Origin of the sequence: Dermacoccus sp. SAI-028, from assembly GCF_004346775.1 — a bacterium.
GTDB lineage: Bacteria > Actinomycetota > Actinomycetes > Actinomycetales > Dermatophilaceae > Dermacoccus > Dermacoccus nishinomiyaensis.
The window spans coordinates 978,681-1,002,343 of record NZ_SMFS01000001.1 but is presented as its reverse complement, the minus strand read 5'-3'; the positions used below and the strand labels follow the sequence as shown (position 1 = coordinate 1,002,343).

Here is a 23,663-nt window from a genome sequence, read left to right as displayed (position 1 = left end):
ATGCAAGGTCTTGGTCTGCACCAGCCGGGTCTGAAGCACGACCCGCAGTGGTTCCGTAAGGCCGTGTTCTACGAAGTCCTCGTGCGCGGTTTCAGCGACTCGACGGGCAACGGATCCGGCGACTTCTCGGGCCTCATGGCCCGACTCGACTACCTGCAGTGGCTTGGCGTCGACTGCCTGTGGCTGCCGCCGTTCTACGCCTCGCCGCTGCGCGACGGTGGATACGACATCGCCGACTACAAGCAGGTGCTGCCCGATTTCGGCACGCTGCCCGAGTTCCAGGAGCTCGTCGCGCAGGCGCATGCGCGCGGCATCCGCGTCATCACCGACTTCGTCATGAACCACACGAGCGACCAGCACGCGTGGTTCCAGGCGAGCCGAGAGGACCCGGAAGGCCCGTACGGCGACTACTACGTCTGGTCCGACACGGACGAGAAGTACGAGGACGCGCGCATCATCTTCGTCGACACCGAGGAGTCGAACTGGACCTTCGACCCGGTGCGTCGTCAGTTCTTCTGGCACCGCTTCTTCTCCCACCAGCCGGACCTCAACTTCGAGAACCCGGCCGTGCAGGAGGAGATGTTCGACATCGTTCGGTACTGGATGGACATGGGCATCGACGGCTTCCGCCTCGACGCCGTGCCGTACCTGTTCGAGGAGGAGGGGCACAACGGCGAGAACCACCCGAAGACGCACGAGTTCCTCGTCGAACTGCGCCGGATGGTCGACGAGGAGTACCCCGGCCGCGTCCTGCTCGCCGAGGCCAACCAGATGCCGCACGAGGTCGTCGACTACTTCGGCACCGAGGAAGAACCGGAATGCCACATGTGCTTCCACTTCCCCGTCATGCCGCGCATCTACTACTCGCTGCGCGAGGAGAAGGCGACGCCCATCATCGACGTCCTCGCCGAAACGCCCCCGATCCCCAAGGGCACCCAGTGGGGCACCTTCCTGCGCAACCACGACGAGCTGACGCTCGAGATGGTGACGCCGGAGGAGCGCGCCGCGATGTACGGCTGGTACTCCCCCGATCCGCGCATGCGCGCCAACGTCGGTATCCGTCGTCGCCTCGCGCCGCTGCTCGACAACAGTCGCGCCGAGATCGAGCTGATCAACGCCCTGCTGCTGTCGCTGCCCGGCTCGCCGTGCCTGTACTACGGCGACGAGATCGGCATGGGCGACAACATCTGGCTCGACGACCGTGACGCTGTGCGCACGCCGATGCAGTGGACGCCGGATCGCAACGCCGGTTTTTCGACGGCCGACCCGGGCAAGTTGTACCTGCCGGTCATCCAGAGCCTCGTGTACCACCACAACAACGTCAACGTCGAGGCGCAGATGGCCTCGAGCGCGTCGTTGCTGCACTGGACGCGCGGCATGCTCTCGGTGCGTTCGCGCTACCCCGCGTTCGGCATGGGCGACTTCGTCGTCGCCCCGGCCGACAACGACGCCGTCCTCGCGTTCACGCGCTCGATGTCGGACGAGGACGCGAAGGCCGAGAACACGACGACGAAGCACCTGCTGTGCATCAACAACCTGAGCTCGCGCCCGCAGGGCGCCCGGGTGCAGGTCGCTGCCAAGTTCGCCGGCGCGAAGCTCACCGACATCTTCGGCGGTCAGGGCTTCGGTCAGATCGGTGAGGACGGCACGGTCACCGTCATGCTCGGTTCGCGCGGCTTCTACTGGCTGGCGATCGAGTCCGACGTCAGCGCCGACGACGCGCTGCCCGCCGCGACCGGTACCCCGGAGGCCAACGCCTCCGAGGTGCTCGACGAGTTCAAGGACGACACCACCTCGGACGCTGAGGGAAAGGACCTCTGATGGTCGCCGAGATCCACTCCGGCGCCACGTTGTCACCCGGCAAGCTCGAACTGCTCACGCCGTGGGTGGCGACGCAGCGCTGGTTCCAGGCCAAGGGCCGTGAGCCGCACCTGCGCAAGGTGAGTGCCTTCCGCTTCGAGGACCCGGCAGGTGAGGTCGGCCTCGAGGTGTTGTTCCTGCGCGATCTCGACGCCGAGCACGAGACCACCTACCAGGTGCCCGTCACCTACCGTGGTGAGCGCGCGCCGGAGCTGGAGCACGCCTTCATCGGCACGATCGAGCACTCCGCGCTCGGCACGCGCTACGTCTACGACGGCCCGCACGACCCGGTGTTCGCCGCCGTCCTGCTCGCGACGATGGCGTCGGGCGGAACGCAGGCCGAGCGCAGCGACGGTGTCGTCGAGATGAGCGTCGCAGGCCGGCCCGGTCCGCAGAGCGCCGATCTCGCCGCGATGCGCAGCGCCACGGTGCTGCGTGGCGAGCAGTCGAACACGTCGATCATCTACACCCTCGACGACGGCGAGCAGCTCATCGCCAAGCTGTTCCGTGTGCTCAACGTCGGCGCCAACCCCGACATCGAGGTGACGGGGGCCCTGACGAGCGCGGGCAACACGCACGTGCCGGCGCTGCTGGCATCTCTCAGTGGTTCGTACACGGAGGGGCGTCACTCTCGCGAGCAGCTCGTCGCGGACCTCGCGTTCGCGCAGGAGTTCCTGCCCGACGTGCGGGACGCCTGGCGTGAGGCCCTCGACGCGGCTCGCGAGAACCGTGACTTCACCGACGGCGCCCGCGAACTCGGTCGTACGACGGCGCAGGTGCACCGCACCCTCGCCGAGGTGCTGCCGAGCGTCGAGGCCGACACCGACCGTGTCGATGCCCTCGTCGACGAGATGCACGAGCGAGCGGCAGCGGCCCTCAACGACGCGCCGCAGCTCGCGGAGCGCGCCACGCAGATCGCCCACCGCATCGACGCCGGGCGCAGCGCGCAGTGGCCGCGCTTCCAGCGCATCCACGGCGACTACCACCTCGGCCAGGTGCTCGACGTACGCGGGCGTGGGTGGGTCCTGCTCGACTTCGAGGGCGAGCCACTGCGTCCGCTCGAGGAGCGCTCGGCACCGGACGTCGCCGTGCGCGACGTCGCGGGCATGCTGCGTTCGTTCGACTACGCCGGTGGCACGATCGAGAACGAGATCGCCGGCGCCGACGGCGACCGCCGCGCGTGGGTCAGCGCCGCTCAGGACGCCTTCCTCGCGGGTTACGAGAGCGAACTCGGCGCCGTCGACCGCGACCTGCTCGACCTGTTCGTGCTCGACAAGGCGCTCTACGAGTGCTCGTACGAGGCCCGCAACCGCCCCGACTGGCTGAGCATCCCCGCCGACGCCGTCGGCCGCATCCTCACCACCTCCACCGACTCGTCCGCGACCCACGGCGAGGCGCCCACGATGACGCCCGCCGACGAGGACGACGCCGCGCCCACCGGCGCCGCGGGAAGGAGCACCATGACCTCCGATGACAGCACGACGCCCACTCCTGCCTCGATGCGCCCGTCCGACACGAACGGCGCTCCCCTCGTCTCGACGCAGGATGCCGACGCTTCCGGCGCCGCTCCGCTCGTAGCGCCGCAGGGCGCACCCGCGACGGGTGACACGACCGTCGCGGCTGCGGGAGACAAGCCCGAGGCGGCCGCGAGCGACGCGGGTTCTGGCGGTGGCCTGAGCGCCGCCGGTGAGACGAGCAACGCTTCGACCACCGACGCGAGCGCCCTCGGCGCCGCCTCGCCCGCCGTCACGCCGTCGCGCGTCGAGGTGAGCGAACTCGACGCCGTCGTCGCCGGTGAGCACCGTGACCCGCACCGTGTGCTCGGCGCGCATGTCGAGAACGGCGTCATCACGTTCCGCGTCGTGCGCCCGATGGCGCGTGGCGTCGTCATCGACATGGGCGAGACTGTGCTCGAGCTCACGCACGAGCACGACGGCATCTGGGCCGGCGCGATTGCGGGTGAGTACATGCCCGACTACCGCGTCATCACGACGTATGACGACCGCAGCGAGCACCGCGGCGACGACCCGTACCGCTTCATGCCGACCCTCGGCGAGATCGACCTCCACCTCATCGGCGAGGGGCGCCACGAAGAGCTGTGGAACGTCCTCGGCGCCCACGTGCGCACCTACCCGAGCATCAAGGGTGACGTCACGGGCACCGCGTTCGCCGTCTGGGCGCCCAATGCCAAGGCCGTGCGCGTCGTCGGCGACTTCAACCACTGGGACGGTGTCGGCCACGGCATGCGCACGCTCGGGGAGTCGGGCGTGTGGGAGCTGTTCGTCCCCGACGTGCGCGAGGGCACCGCGTACAAGTTCGAGATCCTGTGCAGCGACGGCGTGCGTCGCGCGAAGGCCGACCCGATGGCGCGCCTCGCGGAGACGGCGCCCGCGACGGCGTCGAAGGTGACGAGCTCGCACTACGAGTGGAACGACGACGCGTGGATGACGAAGCGCGCCGAGACGAACGCGCACCACGGCCCGATGTCGACGTACGAGGTGCACCTCGGTTCGTGGCGTCAGGGGCTCAGCTACCGCGAGATGGCCGAGCACCTCGTCAACTACGTCAAGGATCTGGGCTTCACGCACGTCGAGTTCATGCCCGTGATGGAGCACCCGTACCCGCCGAGCTGGGGCTATCACGTCACGAGCTACTACGCGCCGAACAGCCGCTTCGGCGACCCGGACGACTTCAAGTTCCTCGTCGACCGCCTCCATCAGGAGGGCATCGGCGTCATCCTCGACTGGGTTCCCGGCCACTTCGCCACCGACGAGTGGGCGCTCGCCCGTTTCGACGGCCAGGCGCTCTACGAGCACCCGGACCCGCGCAAGGGCTGGCACCCCGAGTGGGGTTCGAACATCTTCGACTACGGCCGCCCGCAGGTGCGCAACTTCCTCGTCGCCAACGCGCTGTACTGGCTCGAGGAGTTCCACGCCGACGGTCTGCGCGTCGACGGTGTCGCCTCGATGCTGTACCTCAACTACGCCCGCAAGGACGGCGAATGGGTGCCGAACAAGTTCGGCGGCCAGGAGAACCTCGAAGCCGTGCAGCTGCTGCAGGAGACGAACGCGACGGCGTACAAGCGCACGCCGGGTGCCGTCATCATCGCCGAGGAGTCGACGTCGTGGCCGGGCATCACCCGCTCGACGGACACCGGCGGCCTGGGCTTCGGGCTCAAGTGGAACATGGGCTGGATGCACGACTCGCTCGACTACGTCGCACGTGAGCCGATCTACCGTCAGCATCATCACCACGACCTGACGTTCGCGCTCGTCTACGCGTTCAGCGAGCAGTTCGTGCTGCCCGTCAGCCACGACGAGGTCGTTCACGGCAAGGGCAGCCTGCTGCGCAAGATGCCCGGTGATCGCTGGCAGCAGCTCGCCAACGTGCGCGCCTACCTCGCGTACATGTGGGCCCACCCCGGCAAGCAGCTGCTCTTCATGGGTTCGGAGTTCGCGCAGGAGGCCGAGTGGGCCGACGGTCGCAGCCTCGATTGGTGGTTGCTCGACCAGCCCGCGCACTACGGCGTGCACGCGATGATGAAGGACCTCAACCGCGCCTACCGCGAGCGCCCGGCCCTGTGGGCTCTCGACCACTCGGAGGAGGGCTTCTCGTGGATCAACGCCGACGACGCGGGCCGCAACGCCTACACGTGGCTGCGATTCGCGCCCGCCGAAGCTGACGGGTACCGCCCCGTCGTCGCGATCGCCGCGAACTTCGCCGGCAACCCGCACCACGGCGTCCGCGTGGGCCTTCCCCACCTTGGTACGTGGAACGAGATCGTCAACACCGACGCCGAGGCGTACGGCGGCTCGGGCGTCGGTAACCTGGGTTCGGTCGAGGCCGAGGAGATCCCCTGGGACGGTCAGCCGTACTCGGCCGAGATCACGATGCCGCCGCTCGGTGTCGTGTGGTTCGAGCCGGCGACGCGCCCCGACATGACGCAGGTGGCTGCGCACACCGCTACCGAGCAGGCCGGTGGCGCCGATTCATCGTCCACCGCAACGGCACGACAGGAGAACACGATGAGCGACCAGAACGCAGCGACGAGTTCGTCCGACAAGCAGCCGTCCGAGGCCCTCATCGCGGGCGCGCCGCTCGAGGACGCCGCAGGCAACCCGGGCGCACTCGATCAGCCGCTCGACGGTTCGCGAGGCGGCGCGCAGGCCGAGGACGCTCAGGGAGCGGCCGGCGACCAGCAGGCGCGCTCGCGCACCGGCATCCCGGCGACGCACCCCGTCGACCACGCGGACGAGGGTGGTTTCGACGTCGAGCAGACCGAGTCGAAGGCGCACGAGCGTGCCTTCACGCCGGCCGGCGAGGACGAGACGGGTGACGAGCCCGTCGAGCACCTCAAGGGCATCACCGGCACGCCCGGTGGCGGCCTCGACGAGGACGTCGAGGGTGGCCGCTGGGGCGCCGACGACGAGGCTCGCGACGCCGCCGACCAGACGCGTCAGCGCGACTGACGACCCGCTCGATCGAGCGCATGAGGCCGGCCGTACCCGCCAGGGGTGCCGCCGGCCTCGTCACGTCTGCCCCGCCTCGCTCGAGGCATCGGTTCGGGCGTTTACGTCGCCGCTCAAAGAGGGCAGGATGAAGGTATGAGCAACCGCGCGGGCCAGTTGGCCGAACCTCGTGACCTGATCGACGTCCCCCACCTCGTCACGGCGTACTACACGCTGACGCCCGACCCTGAGAACGTCGACCAGCAGGTGGCGTTCGGCACGTCGGGGCACCGCGGTTCGAGCCTCAAGACCGCGTTCAACGAGGCGCACATCCTCGCCACGACGCAGGCGATCGTCGACTACCGCCGCTCGCAGGGCTTCGACGGGCCGTTGTTCCTCGGCCGCGACACCCACGCCTTGTCCGAGCCCGCATGGGCGAGCGCCATCGAGGTGCTAGTCGCCAATGACGTCACCGTCCTTATCGACGAGCGTGACGGTTACACGCCGACGCCCGCCGTCAGCCACGCCATACTGCGCGCGAACAAGGGCAAGGATCTGACGAACGGCTCGGGTCTCGCGGACGGCATCGTCGTCACGCCCTCGCACAACCCGCCCGCCGACGGCGGGTTCAAGTACAACCCGCCGCACGGTGGCCCGGCCGACTCGGACGCGACGAAGGTCATCGCCGCCGCGGCGAACGAGCACATCCGTGACGGGCTCAAGCGCGTCAAGCGCGTGCCGCTGACGCAGGCGATGGGCAAGGTCCAGCGCTACGACTTCCTCGGTACGTACGTCGACGACCTTACGAACGTCGTCGATCTCGACGCGATCAAGCGCGCCGGCGTGCGCATCGGCGCCGACCCGCTCGGCGGCGCGGCCGTCGCGTACTGGGGTGAGATCGCGGAGCGTCACGCGCTCGACCTCACCGTCGTCAACCCGCTCGTCGACCCGACGTGGCGCTTCATGACGCTCGACTGGGACGAGAAGATCCGCATGGACTGCTCCTCCCCCAACGCGATGGCGTCGCTCATCGGCGAGCGCGACAAGTACGACATCGCGACGGGCAACGACGCCGATTCGGACCGTCACGGCATCGTCACGCCCGACGCGGGGCTCATGAACCCCAACCACTTCCTGTCGGTCGCGATCCAGTACCTCTACGGTGGCGCGCGCCCTCAGTGGCGCCAGGACGGGTTCATCGGCAAGACGCTCGTCAGCAGTTCGATGATCGACCGCGTCGCCGACGACCTCGGCCGCACGCTCGTCGAGGTGCCCGTCGGGTTCAAGTGGTTCGTGCCGGGCCTGCTCGACGGTTCGGGCCCGTTCGGCGGTGAGGAGTCGGCGGGCGCGTCGTTCTGCCGCTTCGACGGCTCCGTCTGGACGACGGACAAGGACGGCATCCTGCTCGCGCTGCTCGCCTCGGAGATCAAGGCGACGAAGGGCAAGTCGCCGTCGCAGCTCTATGGCGAGCTGACGGCGAAGCACGGCGAACCCGCCTACGCGCGCGTCGACGCCCCCGCCACGCGCGAGGAGAAGGCCAAGCTCGGTGCACTGACGCCCGAGGCCGTCACGGCGGACACGCTGGCCGGCGAGCCCATCATCGCCAAGCTCACGGAAGCGCCCGGGAACGGCGCGAAAATCGGCGGCCTCAAGGTCGTCACTGATTCGGCCTGGTTCGCCGCGCGCCCGTCGGGGACCGAGGACGTCTACAAGATCTACGCCGAGTCGTTCCAGGGCCCCGAGCACCTTGCACAGGTGCAGGCTGAGGCGAAGGACGTCGTCGCGGCAGCCCTGGGCAACTGAGGCTCCGTTCCGTCACAACACGAACGAAGGGCTCGCTCTAGGTGGAGCGAGCCCTTCGCGTCCGTCACCCACCGCCGACAGCAGGGCGGCTACGTGCCTGCGTGCAAGTGCACCCGGGGCACTTGCACGCAAGGGGTCAGTGCGTCGTTGCCAGACGTCGCCCGGCCCGCCGGGGCTGTCAGTACAGCGCCGACATCAGCGCCGTGCGTGCCTTCTTGACGCGCGGGTCGGTGGCGCCGACGACGTCGAACAGCCCGATGAGGTGCTCGCGCGCGGCGTTGCGCTCGTCGCCGGAGGTCGCCTTGACGACGTCGACGAGACGCGCGAACGCGTCTTCGACGTGGCCACCGAGGACATCGAGGTCGGCGACCTGCGTCTGCGCGGTGACGTCGGCCGGGTTCTTCGCGGCGGCGTCACGTGCAGCCTGGAGGTCGACGCCTTGCGTGCGCTGCATGAGCTTGACCTGGCCGAGGGCGAGACGCGCCTCCTCGTCCTTCGGGTTCTCCGTCAGTGCCTGCTCGAACGCGGCGATGGCGCCGTCGTAGTCGCCCTTGTCGATCGACTCGTACGCGAGCTGGTGCAGCGGCGGCAGCTCGGGCTCGGCCTGCTCGCCGCCCTCAGCGCCGGCCTGGCCCGTTGCGTTCGGGTCGTAGTTCGCCACGCGGCCCGCAAGACCGTTCTGCACAGCGATCTGGACGATCTGGTCGACGAGCTCGCGCGTCTGCGCGTCTTCGACGACAGGCGGAATCGGGATCGGCTGGCCCTGGACGAAGGCCGCCGCGAGAATCTGCCCCGGCTGGCCCTGCTGCGCGGCCTGCTGCGAAAGCTGAGCGAAGACCTGACCGATCTCGGGCGCGGTGTCGAGGTCGGCGACGCCCATGAGGACGCGCCCTTCTTGCGCGCGCACCGCGCGCGCGAGCGAAGCGACGGGCGCCAGGGACGCCGGCTGCGAACCCGCCCAGATCGCGATGATGACGGGGTGCTGCACCGACTGCTGCACGAGGCCCTGGAAGTTCTCGGCTGTCACGTCGACGACAAGACCGTCGTGACGGAACGTCTCGGCGATGACGGCGTCGTCGGCGCCCTGCGGCATGGGGGGCTGCCCGGGATTCGCAGCGCTCGGCGCGTTTGCCGGCGCCGCAGCGCCGGCGCTGCCGGTCGGTGCGCCAGCGGCCGATGCGGGGCGCCCGGCAGGAGCGCCGCCCTGCGGCTTCTTGAGCGAGGACAGGTCAACGGCACCGCGCAGCGACGCGGCGTTCAACGGCTGATTCGACATGCCCTCATTGTTGCAGGGCGCACCGGGGCGGGCGACGCATGATCGCGCACAGCGAACACCTGGCCACACGTGGCGAGGCGCGTCCCTCGGGTCGGACCGTCACTCCGCGGCGGGTCCTCGCGCCCGGGCCGTCAGCCCCGCGGGCGCACCATCCGCAGGTCGTACGAACCCGAGGTGTCGTCCTTGCCGACGCCGTCGAGTTGGAACCCGTGCTTGCGGTAGAAAGCCTGCGCACGCTCGTTGCCGTCGACGACCCAGAGGTAGGCCTCTTGGTCGCCGAGTTCGCGTGTCATGAGTTCGTGCGCGAGGCCCGTGCCGTGGTGCGCCGTGTCGAGATTGAGCACCTGCAGTTCGACGTCCGCGGGCGCGTCGTCGTCGCGGGCCTTGCCGATGCAGATCCACCCGACGAGCGCACCGCTCGAGCGGTCGAATGCCCCGACGACCCGAGGCGCCTCGGCGGAGGTCAACCACGCGCGCCAGCGCTTCGCACCGTCGACGGGATCGAGCCCGTCGAGCTTCTCCTGCGGGATGAGCCCGGTGTAGGTGTCGCGCCAGATCGTGACGTGGAGCTGGGCGAGCTCGTCGGCGTCATCGCTTGTCAGGCCACGGATCTCGTAGCGCTCGTCGATGGTCATGTCGACGTCCTCTCTCGTGGTCATTATCCGCGCCCGGCGAGGCCCGGGCGTCAGTTCGACTCGGCGAGCCGGGCTTCGACGCGCTCGACCTTCGCGTCGAGCTGGCCGGTGTAGCCCGGGCGGATGTCGGCCTTCAGCACGAGCGAGACGCGCGGGGACGCGACTTGGACGGCCTCGCAGGCGCGCTTGATGACGTCCATGCACTCGTCCCACTCCCCCTCGAGGGTCGTGAACATCGAGTCGGTTCGGTTCGAGATGCCCGACTGACGCACGACGCGGATGGCTGCGGCCACCGCCTCGCTGACGGAACCGTCCGGGTCGTCGGTCGTCGACGGTGCGACGGAGAAAGCGACGAGCATGATGATCTCCTCGAAGGTGATGGGAACGATGCAGTCAGGTTCGCACGTCGGCCACCCCGCGCGGCGTGCGACGAGCGTCGCGTCTTGGGCCCGGCAGGATCAGCTCGCGCAGGCGTCCGGGTCGCAGGTCCCCGTCACGACGGCCTCGAGCCAGTGGTGAACGAGCGTCACGGCCCCCGCGCCCTCACCCGACGCCGCGGCGACGCGCTTCATCGACCCGGCGCGGATGTCGCCTGCGGCGAACACGCCAGGCACGCTCGTCGCGAGCGCTTCCGGGGGCAGCCCGTCACGCCAGAACTCCTGCGGCACGTCACGACCGGTGAGCACGAAACCCTTGGCGTCACGCGCCACGGTGCCGTCGAGCCAGTCGACGCACGGGTGCGCGCCGAGCAGGAGGAACAGCCCGCAGGCGGGAACCGTCAGCTCCTGGTCCTTCTCGTTGAAGCGGATCGTCACGTGCTGCAGCCGATCGGTGCCGCTCGCCCCGACGATCTCCGCATTCGTCTTGACGACGATTCGCGGGTTCGCCTCGATCTCGCGGATGAGGTAATCCGACATCGTCTCCGCGAGCCCGTCGCGACGCACGACGATGCTGACGGAGCGCGCGAAGCGTGAGAGGTGGATGGCGGCCTGGCCCGCCGAGTTGCCGCCGCCGACGACGAGGACGTGCCCGCCTTCGCACTCGCGGGCAGCCGACGACGCCGCGCCGTAGTACACGCCGCGTCCGACGAAGCCTTCGACCTCCTCGACGCCCAGGCGACGGTAGGCCACGCCCGTCGAGATGAGAACGGCGCGGGCGCAGACCGGCCCATCGTCGGTCTCGAGCACGTGCGGTTCGCCGCGATAGCCGGGCGTGAAACCGGTGACCTCGGTGGCCGAGTAGATGCCCGCGCCGAACCGAGTGGCCTGGAACCGTGCGCGCTGCGCGAGGCGCATGCCCGAGATGCCGCGGGGAAAGCCCAGATAGTTGCGGATCATCGCGCTCGTGCCGGCCTGCCCGCCCACGGCGTCGGCCTCGATGACGGCTGTGCTCAGCCCCTCGCTCGCGCCGTACACCGCGGCAGCGAGACCGGCTGGGCCCGCACCGACGATCGCAAGGTCGACGACGTGGCCCTCACCCAACTCGTCGACGGTGGCGCCGAAGGCGCGCCCGAGCACACGGACGTCCGGGTTGGCGTGTACCTCGCGCTCGGCGATGCGCACGAGCGGATAGGCGATCTCGATGCCCTGCGAACGCGCCATCTCGAGCGTCTTGGCTGCGTGCGGAGCCTCCGGCGGCCAGACCCCCGTCGGGATGCCCTGGCGATCGAGGAAGTCGCGCAGCACCCCGACGTTGGGGTCGCCTGGGGGCGCCACGATGTTGACGAGCTCGATCTCGGGGCCACCCGCCGACCACCCCCAGTCCGAGAGCAGCTCGGTGACGGCGGTGTGAAACTCCTCGTCGCGCGGGCCGCTCGGCAGCAGGAGCGCGGCCTCGATCTGGCCGCTGATCTGCGCAACGCGCTGCTCCTCGACCGCCCACGGTTCGCTGCGCAGGCGCACCATGACCCGCTTGGCCGCCGGCATGACGGCATGCAGGCACTGCAGCGTGACGAGGCCCGTCGCGTCGCCCACCTGCGTCGTCGCGGCGAACATCGCGACCGGGAGGCCGCGCGCGTTGAGGCCCTGCGCCATCGTCATCGATTCGCTGAGCGTCGTGGCGAGTTGCAGGTCGTAGTCGGCAGCGTAGCGGTGGTCGAATTCTTCCCGCATCTCTTCGGCGTGCTCAGCGGCCGCGATGAGCATGATGACGGGCGTAGGAGGCTTCATGCTCCGAGTGTAGGCACCGGCGCCGACAACCCCGATATTCCGCGGAATCAGAGCTGATACCGGCCGTCGCCGCACGTCAGAACTCGCTCTGGCGACGCCTCGCCGCCATGGGCTCTCGCGCGGTTTCGGGACGCGCATCGAGCCCCTCACCCTCAACCCGCGACGGCCTGCGCCGCGGCGTAGGGGTCCAGAACCCCTCGAGCGACAGCCTCAGCGAGATCCTCGAGCTTCACCTCGGCGTTGGGGCGTTCCCAGCGCTCACGCAGTCGCCGCACCGCGAGCTCTTCGATCTCGCCCGCGGCCCGACGTCGGCGGCGCAGGCTCAGCTCGTCGTGCTCGCTCAGCCACGCTCGGTGGGTCGCGATGGCGTCGATGACGTCCGTCGCCCCTTCGCCGCGTTCTGCGACCGTCGTGACGATCGGTGGGCGCCACTGCCCCGGCTCCCCCGTCTGGCCGAGCGAGATCATGGCGCGCAGGTCGCGCACGGTCGCCGCCGCGCCGTCGTGATCGGCCTTGTTGACGACGAAGACGTCAGCGATCTCGAGGACCCCGGCCTTCGCGGCCTGGATGGAATCTCCGGCCCCGGGCGCGAGCAGGACGATCGTCGTGTCGGCGAGCGAGGCGATGTGCACCTCCGACTGGCCGACGCCCACCGTCTCGACGAGCACGATGTCGAAGCCGGCAGCGTCGAGCAGCCGCAGTGCAGCGGGCGCCGCCGCCGACAGCCCGCCGAGGTGGCCGCGGGTCGCCATCGAGCGGACGAACACCCCGGAATCACCCGAGTGACCGACCATGCGGATGCGGTCGCCGAGCAGCGCGCCACCGGAGAACGGCGACGAGGGGTCGACCGCGAGCACCGCGACGCTGAGGCCCTGCGCGCGATAGGCCGCGACGAGTGCGTCCGTCGACGTCGACTTGCCGACGCCGGGCGGCCCCGTCAGACCGATGATCTGGGCGTGGCCCGTGAACTGGGCGATGGCTACACCCAGTTCCGGCAGCGCCGGGTGGTCGTTCTCGATGGCCGTGAGCAACCGCGCGAGGGCGCGCCGGTCACCGCCACGCATCCGCGTGACGAGTGGGTCGACGACGATCTCACGCGGCATGCTCGGGCCGTGTCCTGGTCAGCGCTCAGGCGTCGACGCGCACGATGAGCGCGTCACCCTGGCCGCCACCGCCGCACAGTGCGGCAGCACCGACGCCACCACCGCGGCGTTTGAGTTCGTGGGCGAGGGTCAGCACGAGACGCGCGCCCGACATGCCGATCGGGTGGCCAATCGCGATGGCGCCGCCGTTGGGGTTGACCTTCTCCGCGTCGAGGCCGAGCTCCTTCGTCGAGGCCAGGCCGACGGCGGCGAACGCCTCGTTGATCTCGACGACGTCGAGGTCGGCCGGCGTGAGGCCCTCCTTCTCGCAGGCCTTCGCGATTGCGCGCGCCGGCTGGCTCTGCAGCGTCGAGTCGGGGCCGGCGACGACGCCGTGCGCGCCGACCTCGGCGATCCAGGTCAGGCCCAGCTCCTGGGCCTTCGTCTTGCTCATGACGACGAGCGCCGCGGCACCGTCGCTGATCTGGGAGGCGGAGCCTGCCGTGATCGTGCCGTCCTTGCTGAAGGCGGGGCGCAGCTTGCCGAGCGACTCGGTCGTCGTGTCGGCGCGGATACCCTCGTCGTTCTTGAACACGACTGGCTCGCCCTTGCGCTGCGGGATCTCGACGGGGATGACCTCGTCGTCGAAGAGGCCCTTCTCCCAGGCCGCGGCGGCCTTCTGGTGAGAGGCGGCCGAGAAGGTGTCCTGCTCTTCGCGGCTGAACTCGACGTCGCCGGCGTTGGCCTGCTCGGTGAGGTTGCCCATCGCCTGGTCGGTGAACGCGTCCCACAGTCCGTCGAAGGCCATGTGGTCGCGCATCGTCACGTCGCCGTACTTGTAGCCCTCGCGCGACTTCTCGAGCAGGTGCGGCGCGTTCGTCATCGACTCCTGGCCGCCCGCGACGACGACGTCGAACTCGCCCGCGCGGATCAGCTGGGCCGCGAGCGCCACGGCGTCGAGCCCGGACAGGCAGACCTTGTTGATCGTCAGCGCCGGCACGTCCATCGGGATGCCGCCCTTGACGGCGGCCTGGCGCGCGGGGATCTGGCCGGCGCCGGCCGTCAGCACCTGGCCCATGATGACGTAGTCGACCTGGTCGCCCTTGACGCCGGCCTTCTCGAGCGCACCCTTGATGGCGAGGCCACCGAGGTCGGCACCTGAGAAGCCCTTGAGCGAGCCGAGCAGGCGACCCATCGGGGTGCGCGCTCCGGCGACGATGACGGCGGTGGTGTCGGTCATGGTTCCTCCAGTGAGCGGGCGGGCGTGGGTCACGGTGCCGCACGGCCGCCGGTTCGTGTCGATCGCCCGAGTTAATCGTCGTTAACCCGGCTTCCTCGTCCAAGCAAACCATAGAGTGAGGTCATGACCGGCGAAATCACGCACTTGTTCGAGGCCATCGACCACGTCGGCATCGCGGTGCCCGACCTCGATGCCGCCATCCGTTTCTACGAGTCGACGTACGGCATGACGTGCGCGCACACCGAGACGAACGACGAGCAGGGCGTGCGTGAGGCGATGATGACGGTCGGCCCGGCCGATGCCCCGCACAGCCACATCCAGCTGCTCGCGCCGCTGTCGCCGGAGTCGAGCATCGCGAAGTTCCTCGACCGCTCCGGCCCCGGCATGCAGCAGCTCGCCTACCGCGTCCGCGATCTCGACGCCGTGTGCGCGACGCTGCGCGAGCGCGGCATGCGGTTGCTCTACGACGCGCCGAAGATCGGCACCGGCGGCAGCCGCATCAACTTCATCCACCCCAAGGATGCCGGCGGAGTGCTCGTCGAACTCGTCGAGCCGGCGGCTGAAGGACACTGAGGCAGCCCATCGTTTCTACCCCAAGGCTCGGCGTCGTATCAAAACGTTCGTTTGAGCTACGTCGCGGTGGGTGTGCGTAGCTCGTCAGGTGCTGCTGCCCCGGAGGGGTGTGACGTGTTCAGGCGCGCAGCGTCGTCGCCCGACGACCGTGCCCCGCAAAGGCTGCGCCTAGGCAAGCGGCGCGGACCGTGTGCTGGAACGTGCGTATGGGGCAGGACTACCGTTGTGACGGCGACGGACATGGCGCTACGCAGCTTCACACGTTTCGCTTGGCCAGGGCGCCGCAAGAATCTCACGCCCGATGACACGAAGGAAACATGCTGGTGAGCACTCTTTCCACCTCAGACGCCCATCTCGACTCGGGCCGTGATGGACGCCAAGGCCCGAGTCGTAGCGTGACCATCGTGGGGGTAGGCCTGACCCTGGTAATCGTTGTGATCGGGCTGGCGTGGGCCAAGTGGATCCCGTATGACGACAAAGCTCACGCCCTCGCGAAATCGGGTGCGTGGAGTGGCAAGGCCATCTTCGGCGAGGCCGGCCACCCCGGTGACGCGCCAAGCTGGCATGGAGCCCTCGATTTCACCCGCGCCTACGTCAAAGCCGTGTGGAAGGCCGCGCTCGTCGCGATCTTGGTGGCCTCAGCACTCGAAGCATTCATCCCGAAACGGCTCCTGTTGAACGCCATGAACCGCCGCAGCTCATGGGGCCAAGGCCTCAGTGGCGGGCTACTCGCCCTGCCGAGCATGATGTGTACCTGCTGTACCGCGCCGGTGGCAATCGGTTTGCGTCGCCGCGGTGCACCCGCGGGTGCGGTGATGGCGTACTGGCTCGCTAACCCGCTACTCAACCCCGCTGTCATGCTTTTCCTCGGTCTGACGATGTCCTGGCAAGTGGTCTCCACCCGTGCCGTCGTCGGCGTCGTCGTCGTCCTGGGTGCCGCCTTCATTGCTCAACGTCAAGCACGCGAGGTCGATGCCGACGAACTCATCGACGTCGACCACGACCCGCAGGGCGTCGCTGGCATGCCGTGGCGCTTCGCTAAAGCCCTCACGCGTTATGTCGCCATCGTTGTGCCTGAGTACCTGATCCTCGTCGCACTGACCGGTTTGTTCTCCGGGTGGCTGTCCGACTTCACCCACCTAGGGAACGGGTCTGGCCTTCTGGCCTTGCTCCTCGTCGGTGTGGTCGGCGCCCTGCTCGTCATCCCCACCGGTGGGGAGATTCCCGTCGTCGCCGGTTTGAGTGCCGCCGGCGCGAGTCTTGGTGTTGCAGGGGTTCTGCTCATCACCTTGCCCGCGCTCAGCATCCCGTCGCTGGCCATGGTGGCACGCAGCTTCGGCACTCGGACCACCGTGAGCGTCATCGCTTGGGTCGTCGCCGGGGGGCTGTTGTCAGCCGCTTTGCTCACCGCCCTCACCTGAGGGCCGCAGGCGGGGTGTAGCAGCCAGGGACGGGATCACTGAAATCAGGGATGCTGATGCGAAAACGGTGGGTTGAGCCACGAGGTCGACCCGATGGTGCAAAAACCTTCGTTTGAGCTACAGCAGGACTTGCGCTCAGACCGGGCGGCGGCGTTTGAGCTGCACGGAAAGAGCTCCGACCTAGGATTGCCGCATGAGCCCCGACCAACTAGACGCCACGGCGCAGGCGTGCCGCGTGCTGATCGAAGACCGCTTCCCTGAAGGGGGGCACGATGGTGCCGCAGCCATGCTCCTGGCCGACGGCACGATCGTCACAGGTACAGCGCCAAGCGCGGTCAACCCCTCAGTCGAGGTGTGCCACGAAATCGAACCTTACGCAGCGGCATACCGGCTCAATCAGGGAATCAAAGCGTCCATCTGCTTGCACCGACATGAAGATGGACGATTCCTCGTCCTGAGCCCCTGCGGAGTCTGCCGAGAGCGACTCGCCGTTCACGGCCCAGACGTCCTCGTTGCTGTCGCTGACCGTGAGGACGCAACACGGATCATATCGAAGTCACTGCGTGACGTCCTGCCCGACTATTGGATGACGGCCTTCCCCGAAGAACTCTCCGACCGCTGGTAAGTACGCGCTTGCTGTCGGTGCAGAAACGGTGGCGAGTTCAACCGGTCAACGCACCACCACCGATAGGGGATCGTGGGTGTCATGGCCGGGTTGTCGAACGAGCAGCAGGAGAACGTCTGGGCGTTGTGGGCGAAGGGTGAGTCGATCAGGCTCATCGCCCGCACGATCGGCGTCAGCCAAACCCCAGTCCGGACGCTGCTGCGCCGCCATGGCGGAGTGAAACCGCCGCCGCGCGCCCGGAACCGGCGGCACCTGTCGCTGAGTGAACGTGAAGAGATCTCCCGCGGCCTCGCCGCCGGCTTGTCGTGCCGTGTCATCGCCGCTCGGCTGGGACGGCATCACACGAGCATCAGCCGCGAAGTCGCCCGCCACGGCGGCCCCGGCACCTATCGCGCGGCCAGCGCTGACGCGGGCGCGTGGCGCAACGCGCGCCGCCCGAAACCCTCACGTCTTCACCGCGACCCGGCGCTGTCGAGCCTAGTCGCGGCGAAGCTGGAACGAGGGTGGTCACCCACCCAGATCGCCCACTGGCTACGGCGCGAACAGCAGGATTCGTTGTCGCACGAGTCGATCTACCACGCCCTGTACACCGGCCAGATCCGTGCGCCACGACAGGGAAGCCTCCTGCGATCAGGGCGATCCCTGCGCCATGCGCGCGTCGCGAAACCCCGACAACGCCGCGGCGTGTTGCGGAACATGACCTCCATCCACGATCGACCCACCAGCGTCGAAGACCGGGCCGAAGTCGGCCATTGGGAAGGTGACCTCATCATGGGCCAGCGCCCATCAGCCGTGGCCACCCTCGTCGAACGCTCCACCCGCCTGGTGCGCGTCGTCGCCCTGCCAAACGGGTACAAGGCTGACGCCGTCAGAGACGCTCTCATCGAGAATCTCGCCGACGTGCCGCCGCAGTTTCGTCGGTCGTTGACGTGGGATCGCGGCAGGGAAATGGCCTTCCACGACCAGGTGACGCACGCCCTGGGCATGCAAGTGTTCTTCTGTGACGCCCGTTCGCCATGGCAGCGCGGCACGAACGAAACTCCCCCGCGCGCTTCGCTCCAAGCAGGAGGTGCCCCCAGCGAACCGGTTGCTGCGTCAGTACCTCGCGAAGAACGCCGACCTACGCTCCTTCACCCAGACCGACCTCGACACCATCGCGACGCGCATCAACGAACGGCCCCGCAAGGTCCTCGGCTGGGCCTCATCCCACGATGTCTTCACCGATAGCCTGAACACCATCAATGGTGCGTTGACCGGTTGAATCCGCCGTCGTTTCTGCACCACTCAAGCTGGGGTGGGTCTGCACGTGGTCATGCCCCGGTCAGGGGGTAGCAGAACGACGTGCAGAACCTCGCGGCGCCGAACGTCAGTGTCGACAACCGGTCCGAGACAGCCACCAAGGGTGCCCGGGCTCACAGAGGCGCCCACCGCTTGCGTGTCAACTCAGCCCTCGACCACGAGCGAAGCGTCGACCTCGGTCGGCAGGCCACCCTCGGGCAGCTTCGACGGCGCGACGATGCGCACGATCTCGTCGAGCACGCGCCGCACGTACTTCTCCCCCACCCACAGGTGCTTCGCGCCATCGACGCCGATGACGTCAGCCTGCGGAATGGCCGCGAACCGCTCGCGCGCCTCGTCGGGGCGCAGGTTGTCATCCAGTTCGGGCACGAGCGCCGTCACCGGCTTGCGCGATTCGGCCCACGCCGCCAGGTGCTCGGGCTGCGACCACCGCAGCGGCGGCGACAGCAGGATCGCGCCCTCGATCGACGGATCGAGCCCGTGCATGAGCGCCAGATCCGTGCCGAAGCTCCACCCCACCAGCCAACGATTGGTCAGCGCCGGCGACTCGTGGAACTCCGCGAACTCGATGGCGGCGGCGACGTCGAAACGCTCGCCGTCAGCCGAGTCGAACGCACCCTCCGACGTCCCGCGCGGCGACGACGTGCCACGCGTGTTGAACCGCAGCACCGCGATGTCCGCGAGCGCCGGCAGCCGGTTGGCGGCCTTCTTGTAGACATGGCTGTCCATGAAACCGCCGTGCGTCGGCAGCGGATGCAGCGTGACGAGCGTGGCCACCGGGTCTCGCTCGAGCGGCAGCGCCAACTCACCGACGAGCGTCAACCCGTCGGCGGTGTGCAGTTCGACGTCCTGACGGCGCGCAGCGAGCACCGTGTTCGAGCGAATCTCCTGCAGGCTCAACGCCCCTCCTCGACGATCACGACGAAACCCGGACTTCGTCGTCCGCCCTCGACCCTATGCGACCGCGAGCGCACACTCACCGCCACGAACCCCGCGGCGGACGGCGATCTCGCGCTCGCCAGCAACTCGTGTGCCAGTGACGACGATCCGTCACGTCACCCAGCCGATCATTCGGCCACACGACGACGTGCGGCAGCGATGACGCCAACTGCTGCTGACACCCCGGGCACGTGTAGATCTTGCCGTCGGCGTTACCGCGCAGGACCCGCACCGTCCACTGGCCGCCCGCGTAGGTCTGCACCGTGTCGACAGGACGAAACGCGCGGCTCACGTCGCCGCGCGTCTCGTCCTGCGCTCTGTTGTTGCGCCGTGGCATCAGCCTCGGAAGGACCGCTCCGCGAGCAGGTGCTCCGTCAGCAGCGGCGACGGCACGAGGTGCGTCTCCCCCGCCTCGAAGTACATCTCCGACAGCACACCGGAGACGTCGTCGTAGCCAGCCTCGTCGAGCAACTCGAACGGGCCCTTCGGGTAACCGCAGCCGGCCTTCATCGCCGTGTCGATGTCCTCGACGCTCGCGTAGCCCGAGTCCAACATCTTCACCGCGTCGTTGAGGTGCGGGTAGAGCAGCGCGTCGACGACGAGGCCCGCGCGGTCCTTGCCGACGACCGGCGTCCAACCCGCAGCCGCGGCGAGCGAGCGAACGGCCTCGACCGCGTCGTCCGCGATGGCGACGCTGCGGCCGATCTCGAGCACCTGGCCGGCGCGCTGCTTCTCACGCAGGACGACGGGAACGACGCGCGCATCGAGCGACGGCTCACCGGTCGCGGCCTCCGTCGCCGCGCCCTCACCGAGCGTGGCGATGACGCCGCCGTCACCGATCGCGTCGCGCACGGCGCGCATGAGCGGCTTCTCATCGATCTGCAGCGCGTGCTCGGAGACGTCGCCCTCGACATGACCGCACGAGCACTCGTCACCACAGGCGCACGAGCCGCCGCAGCACCCGTCATCCTCGACGCCGCCGTCGACGGCGAAGACGAACGTGACGTCCTCGAGCGCCGACGCCTCGTCAACCGCCGTGACCCGCACGAGCTCGAGGCCCGCTGACGACATCTCCTCGGCGAGCGAGTCGACGAGCTCACCCTCGCCGACGAGACCGACGCGGCCACTGTGCGCCTTGCTCTCACCGGGCGTGCGCTCGTCGGCGACGAGGGTGCCCGAGCCGGCCGCCTCGTACGTGTAGAAGCCCTTGCCACTCTTGCGACCGAGGTAGCTGGCCGCCACCATCTGACGCAGCAGCGGCGGCGACGCGACGCTCGGATCATGTGTCGCGTCGTACAGCACGCCGCAGACCTCGTGGACGACGTCGAGGCCGATGAGGTCGCACAGCGTCAGCGGGCCCATCGGGAAGCCGACACCGGCCGCCATCGCAGCATCGAGGTCCTCACGGGAGGCGAGACCCGTCTCGTAGGCGCGGATCGAACGCGCGAGATAGGCGATGAGCAGCGCGTTCGCGACGAAGCCCGCACGGTCGCCGACGACGACCGGCTTCTTGCCCAGGCGGACGGCGAGTTCGCGGACGTCCTCGACGAGCTTCACGTCGGTCAGCAGCGAGTGGATGACCTCGACGAGCGGCAGCACCGGCGCCGGGTTGAAGAAGTGCATGCCGATGACGCGCGACGGCTCCTTCGTCGACTTCGCGATCTCGGTGATCGACAGCGACGACGTGTTCGTCGCGAGCACGCAGTCGTCACGAACGATGTCGTCGAGCGTCGTGAAGATCGACGTCTTGATCTCGAGCAGCTCCGGCACCGCCTCGATGACGAGGTCGGCGTCCTTCATCGCGGCGAGGTCGTCGCCGAACGCGACACGGCCGACGATCTCGTCACGCTCACTCTCGGAGAGCTTGCCCTTGCTCACGGCACGCCCGAGGGACTTCGTGAGGAACCCCTTGCCGCGCTCGGCGAGCTCCGCCGAACCGTCGACGGCGATTACGCTGAGCCCCGCCTTGGCGAAGACTTCGACGATGCCGGCACCCATCGTGCCGAGCCCGATGACACCCACTGTGTTGATCATGCGCCCAGTCTTTCAGATGCGACGACCAACCGCTCGTGGGACGATCTACCGCGTGATGACCTCATGATCTTCGGATTGCTCGGCGCCCTCGTCGCCGCCCTCGCCTACGGCGGAGCGACGATCGTCCAGGCGATTGGCGTGGCGCGCATGAGGGAGGCGCCCGACGGCGCCGACCTCATCACCCGTGCGCGCTTCGGCTGGCTGTACGGCGTCGGCCTCGCGCTCGACGGCGTGGCCTTCCTCGCCTCGAGCGGCGCCCTGCGTACCCTGCCACTGTTCCTCGTGCAGTCGGTCATCGCCGGGTCGGTCGCGGTGACGGCCGTGCTCGCCGTCGTCGTCCTGCACGCCAAGCTGACGCGACGCGAGATCATGGCGCTCGTCGGAGTCGGCGTCGGTCTCGTCATGCTCGCCGTCTGCGCCAAGGAGGGTCACGCCACCGGGGTGCCGACCTGGCTGGCCCCCGCCGCGCTCGTGGTCGCGGCCCTCCTGGTGCCGTTCGGGTACGCGGCGTATCGCGCCCGCAACAGCGCGCTTCTCGCCGTCACCGCGGGGCTCGGATTCGCAGGTATCGCGATCGGCGCGCGCATCCTGCCGTGGGACGGCAACGTCCTGCACACGATCGCGAGCTGGCCGTTCTGGGTGCTCATCGCCCACGGCATCATCGCGATGACCGCCTACGGCTTCGCCCTCGACGCGGGAGAGGCGACGTCCGTCGCCGCCATCACCTTCGCCATCGAGACGGTGGTGCCCGCTGCCATCGGCCTCGCCCTGCTCGGTGACGCCGTGCGCGGCGGCACGTGGCCGCTGGCCATCGCGGGGTTCGTCGTCACGCTCGGCAGCTGCTTCGTCCTGGCCGGGCAGTCGGAGCCCGACGCGTAAGGTTGTCCGGTGCGAATCGTGATTGCCGAATGCAGCGTCGACTACGAGGGACGCCTGCAGGCCCACCTCCCCCTCGCCAAGCGCCTGCTCATGGTCAAGGCCGACGGCTCGGTGCTCGTCCACTCCGACGGCGGCTCCTACAAGCCGCTCAACTGGATGGCGCCGCCGTGCACGATGGCCGAGGTCGAACCCGAGGACGTCGAGGTCGCCGACGGCGTGACGAGCGTGTGGCTCGTGCAGCACGGCAAGTCGGACGACCGGCTGCGCATCCGGTTGCACACCGTCCATCACGACTCGGCCCATGACCTCGGCGTCGACCCGGGCCTCGTCAAGGACGGCGTCGAGGCGCAGCTGCAGAAGCTGCTCGCACAGCACATCGAGACCCTCGGTGAGGGCTACACGTTGATGCGGCGCGAATACATGACGGCGATCGGGCCGGTCGACATCATGTGCAAGGACTCGGGCGGAGCCACCGTCGCCGTCGAACTCAAGCGCCACGGCACGATCGACGGAGTCGAGCAACTGACGCGCTACCTCGAACTACTCAACCGCGACCCGCACATCGCCCCCGTCAGCGGCGTCTTCGCCGCCCAGACGATCAAACCGCAGGCCCGCACGCTCGCGGAGGATCGCGGCATCCGCTGCGTCGTGCTCGACTACGACGCGCTCAAGGGCATCGACGACTCCGAGCGCCGGTTGTTCTGATCCGCCTCGAGGTTCGGGGGTGCTCAGGTCGCGAGGCTGGGCGCACGCGTGCGTCGTGCCTTCGCCACGCGTCAGGCCGTGCGCGTCAGGCAGTGCGCGCCAGCGGGACGTAGCCGCAGGCGCCGGAGACGTTCATGACCCGGTCGAGGCGGGTGCCTGCGAGCAAACGGCACAGACGCGGCGAGGCATCGGCGACGACGAGGCGACGCCGCCGACGCTCGGCCCGGTGATGCGCGCCGACCATGACGCCCAGCCCGGCCGCATCCCACACCTGCGCGTTGGCCAGGTGGACGACGAGGTCGCCGTCACCGCCCGCCAGTGCGGTGTGCAATGCCGTGCGGACGCGGTCGCTCGTGCGTGCGCTGACGGGGCCGTTGATGATGATCTCGCGCCCGGGGACGGGGTGGTCGATGACGAGGTGCGCACCCGTCGCGAGTGTCTCGGAGCGCGACGCGTGCGTGCGCCTCGTCGTCTCGGCCATGATCGCCCCCCTCGTCACTCGCCCGTGCGGGCCGAGCTGTTCGTGGACGGCCGGCGCGTCGCGCGCCCCACCCGGCGTGGAGGCGTCGCCTCCGGCGGGTGCCGTCATTGGTAAAGACGCACGGCGCCGGGTGAACGTTCGCCGCACGGCGTAACGAAGTGGCAACGGTCTGAACGCCTCCCATCGGGCGTACGT

19 protein-coding genes are annotated in these 23,663 nt (G+C 69.0%); 9 read left to right on the top strand and 10 right to left on the bottom strand.

What is annotated here, in order from left to right; translation table 11 throughout:
• The 3 genes from treS (at window position 1) to pgm (ending at window position 8,111) form a co-directional block, all read left to right on the top strand.
• Window positions 1-1,821 carry a maltose alpha-D-glucosyltransferase gene (treS, locus tag EDC82_RS04675; protein WP_006945942.1) on the top strand — a complete coding sequence of 607 codons (1,821 nt, stop codon included), beginning with the start codon at window positions 1-3 and terminating at the stop codon, window positions 1,819-1,821.
• Window positions 1,821-6,329, top strand: coding sequence for a 1,4-alpha-glucan branching protein GlgB (glgB, locus tag EDC82_RS04670; protein WP_062257737.1), 4,509 nt, complete (start codon window positions 1,821-1,823; stop codon window positions 6,327-6,329). The genes treS and glgB overlap by 1 nt, the downstream gene beginning before the upstream one ends.
• Window positions 6,330-6,464: 135 nt before the next feature.
• A complete protein-coding gene (gene pgm / locus EDC82_RS04665) occupies window positions 6,465-8,111 on the top strand; it encodes a phosphoglucomutase (alpha-D-glucose-1,6-bisphosphate-dependent) (RefSeq protein ID WP_062257739.1) in 1,647 nt (548 codons plus the stop codon).
• 178 nt (window positions 8,112-8,289) lie between these two features.
• Here the strand turns inward: pgm and EDC82_RS04660 are convergent, their stop codons facing one another.
• From EDC82_RS04660 to EDC82_RS04635, 6 genes are all read right to left on the bottom strand, one after another.
• Window positions 8,290-9,387 carry a co-chaperone YbbN gene (locus EDC82_RS04660; RefSeq protein ID WP_062257741.1) on the bottom strand — a complete coding sequence of 366 codons (1,098 nt, stop codon included), beginning with the start codon at window positions 9,385-9,387 and terminating at the stop codon, window positions 8,290-8,292.
• Between the two features lie 131 nt (window positions 9,388-9,518).
• Window positions 9,519-10,022, bottom strand: a complete 504-nt coding sequence (locus tag EDC82_RS04655) for a GNAT family N-acetyltransferase (protein WP_160126191.1) — start codon at window positions 10,020-10,022, stop codon at window positions 9,519-9,521.
• Window positions 10,023-10,072: 50 nt separating this feature from the next.
• Complete coding sequence (locus EDC82_RS04650; RefSeq protein WP_062257745.1) at window positions 10,073-10,381, bottom strand: thiamine-binding protein; 309 nt, start codon at window positions 10,379-10,381, stop codon at window positions 10,073-10,075.
• A 99-nt stretch (window positions 10,382-10,480) separates the two neighbouring features.
• The gene (locus EDC82_RS04645; protein WP_006946003.1) at window positions 10,481-12,190 is read right to left on the bottom strand and encodes an FAD-dependent oxidoreductase; all 1,710 of its coding nucleotides are present in this window, start codon (window positions 12,188-12,190) and stop codon (window positions 10,481-10,483) included.
• A gap of 152 nt (window positions 12,191-12,342) precedes the next feature.
• On the bottom strand, window positions 12,343-13,293 hold the full coding sequence (gene meaB / locus EDC82_RS04640) for a methylmalonyl Co-A mutase-associated GTPase MeaB (RefSeq protein WP_062257747.1): 951 nt from the start codon (window positions 13,291-13,293) through the stop codon (window positions 12,343-12,345).
• 25 nt (window positions 13,294-13,318) lie between these two features.
• Entirely contained in the window at window positions 13,319-14,512 is a 1,194-nt protein-coding gene (locus EDC82_RS04635; protein ID WP_131940739.1) for an acetyl-CoA C-acetyltransferase, read from the bottom strand.
• 123 nt (window positions 14,513-14,635) lie between these two features.
• Here EDC82_RS04635 and mce point away from each other — a divergent pair, with 123 nt between their 5' ends.
• From mce to EDC82_RS04615, 4 genes are all read left to right on the top strand, one after another.
• Window positions 14,636-15,085, top strand: coding sequence for a methylmalonyl-CoA epimerase (gene mce / locus EDC82_RS04630; protein WP_038567399.1), 450 nt, complete (start codon window positions 14,636-14,638; stop codon window positions 15,083-15,085).
• Between the two features lie 317 nt (window positions 15,086-15,402).
• Window positions 15,403-16,506, top strand: coding sequence for a permease (locus EDC82_RS04625; protein ID WP_131940737.1), 1,104 nt, complete (start codon window positions 15,403-15,405; stop codon window positions 16,504-16,506).
• A gap of 193 nt (window positions 16,507-16,699) precedes the next feature.
• Window positions 16,700-17,131: a cytidine deaminase gene (locus EDC82_RS04620; protein ID WP_131940735.1), complete on the top strand. Its 432-nt coding sequence runs from the start codon at window positions 16,700-16,702 to the stop codon at window positions 17,129-17,131.
• Between the two features lie 81 nt (window positions 17,132-17,212).
• Window positions 17,213-18,358: an IS30 family transposase gene (locus EDC82_RS04615; protein WP_131940733.1), complete on the top strand. Its 1,146-nt coding sequence runs from the start codon at window positions 17,213-17,215 to the stop codon at window positions 18,356-18,358.
• Between the two features lie 216 nt (window positions 18,359-18,574).
• Here EDC82_RS04615 and EDC82_RS04610 read toward each other — a convergent pair whose 3' ends face one another.
• The 3 genes from EDC82_RS04610 to EDC82_RS04600 all read right to left on the bottom strand — a co-directional run bounded on the left by EDC82_RS04610 (window position 18,575) and on the right by EDC82_RS04600 (window position 21,403).
• Window positions 18,575-19,330 carry an alpha/beta hydrolase gene (locus EDC82_RS04610; protein ID WP_006946044.1) on the bottom strand — a complete coding sequence of 252 codons (756 nt, stop codon included), beginning with the start codon at window positions 19,328-19,330 and terminating at the stop codon, window positions 18,575-18,577.
• A gap of 76 nt (window positions 19,331-19,406) precedes the next feature.
• On the bottom strand, window positions 19,407-19,661 hold the full coding sequence (locus EDC82_RS04605; protein WP_231729374.1) for a hypothetical protein: 255 nt from the start codon (window positions 19,659-19,661) through the stop codon (window positions 19,407-19,409).
• A gap of 44 nt (window positions 19,662-19,705) precedes the next feature.
• Window positions 19,706-21,403 carry a 3-hydroxybutyryl-CoA dehydrogenase gene (locus EDC82_RS04600; protein ID WP_131940731.1) on the bottom strand — a complete coding sequence of 566 codons (1,698 nt, stop codon included), beginning with the start codon at window positions 21,401-21,403 and terminating at the stop codon, window positions 19,706-19,708.
• Between the two features lie 63 nt (window positions 21,404-21,466).
• On the opposite strand from EDC82_RS04600, the gene EDC82_RS04595 reads away from it, so the two are divergent.
• Both EDC82_RS04595 and nucS read left to right on the top strand, forming a co-directional pair.
• Window positions 21,467-22,282 (top strand): hypothetical protein, encoded by an 816-nt coding sequence (locus EDC82_RS04595; RefSeq protein ID WP_038567386.1) that lies wholly within the window; start codon window positions 21,467-21,469, stop codon window positions 22,280-22,282.
• Between the two features lie 9 nt (window positions 22,283-22,291).
• On the top strand, window positions 22,292-22,987 hold the full coding sequence (gene nucS, locus EDC82_RS04590; protein WP_038567383.1) for an endonuclease NucS: 696 nt from the start codon (window positions 22,292-22,294) through the stop codon (window positions 22,985-22,987).
• 85 nt (window positions 22,988-23,072) lie between these two features.
• On the opposite strand, the gene EDC82_RS04585 is transcribed toward nucS, so the two are convergent.
• Complete coding sequence (locus EDC82_RS04585; protein WP_160126190.1) at window positions 23,073-23,468, bottom strand: STAS domain-containing protein; 396 nt, start codon at window positions 23,466-23,468, stop codon at window positions 23,073-23,075.
• Between the last annotated feature and the right edge of the window lie 195 nt (window positions 23,469-23,663).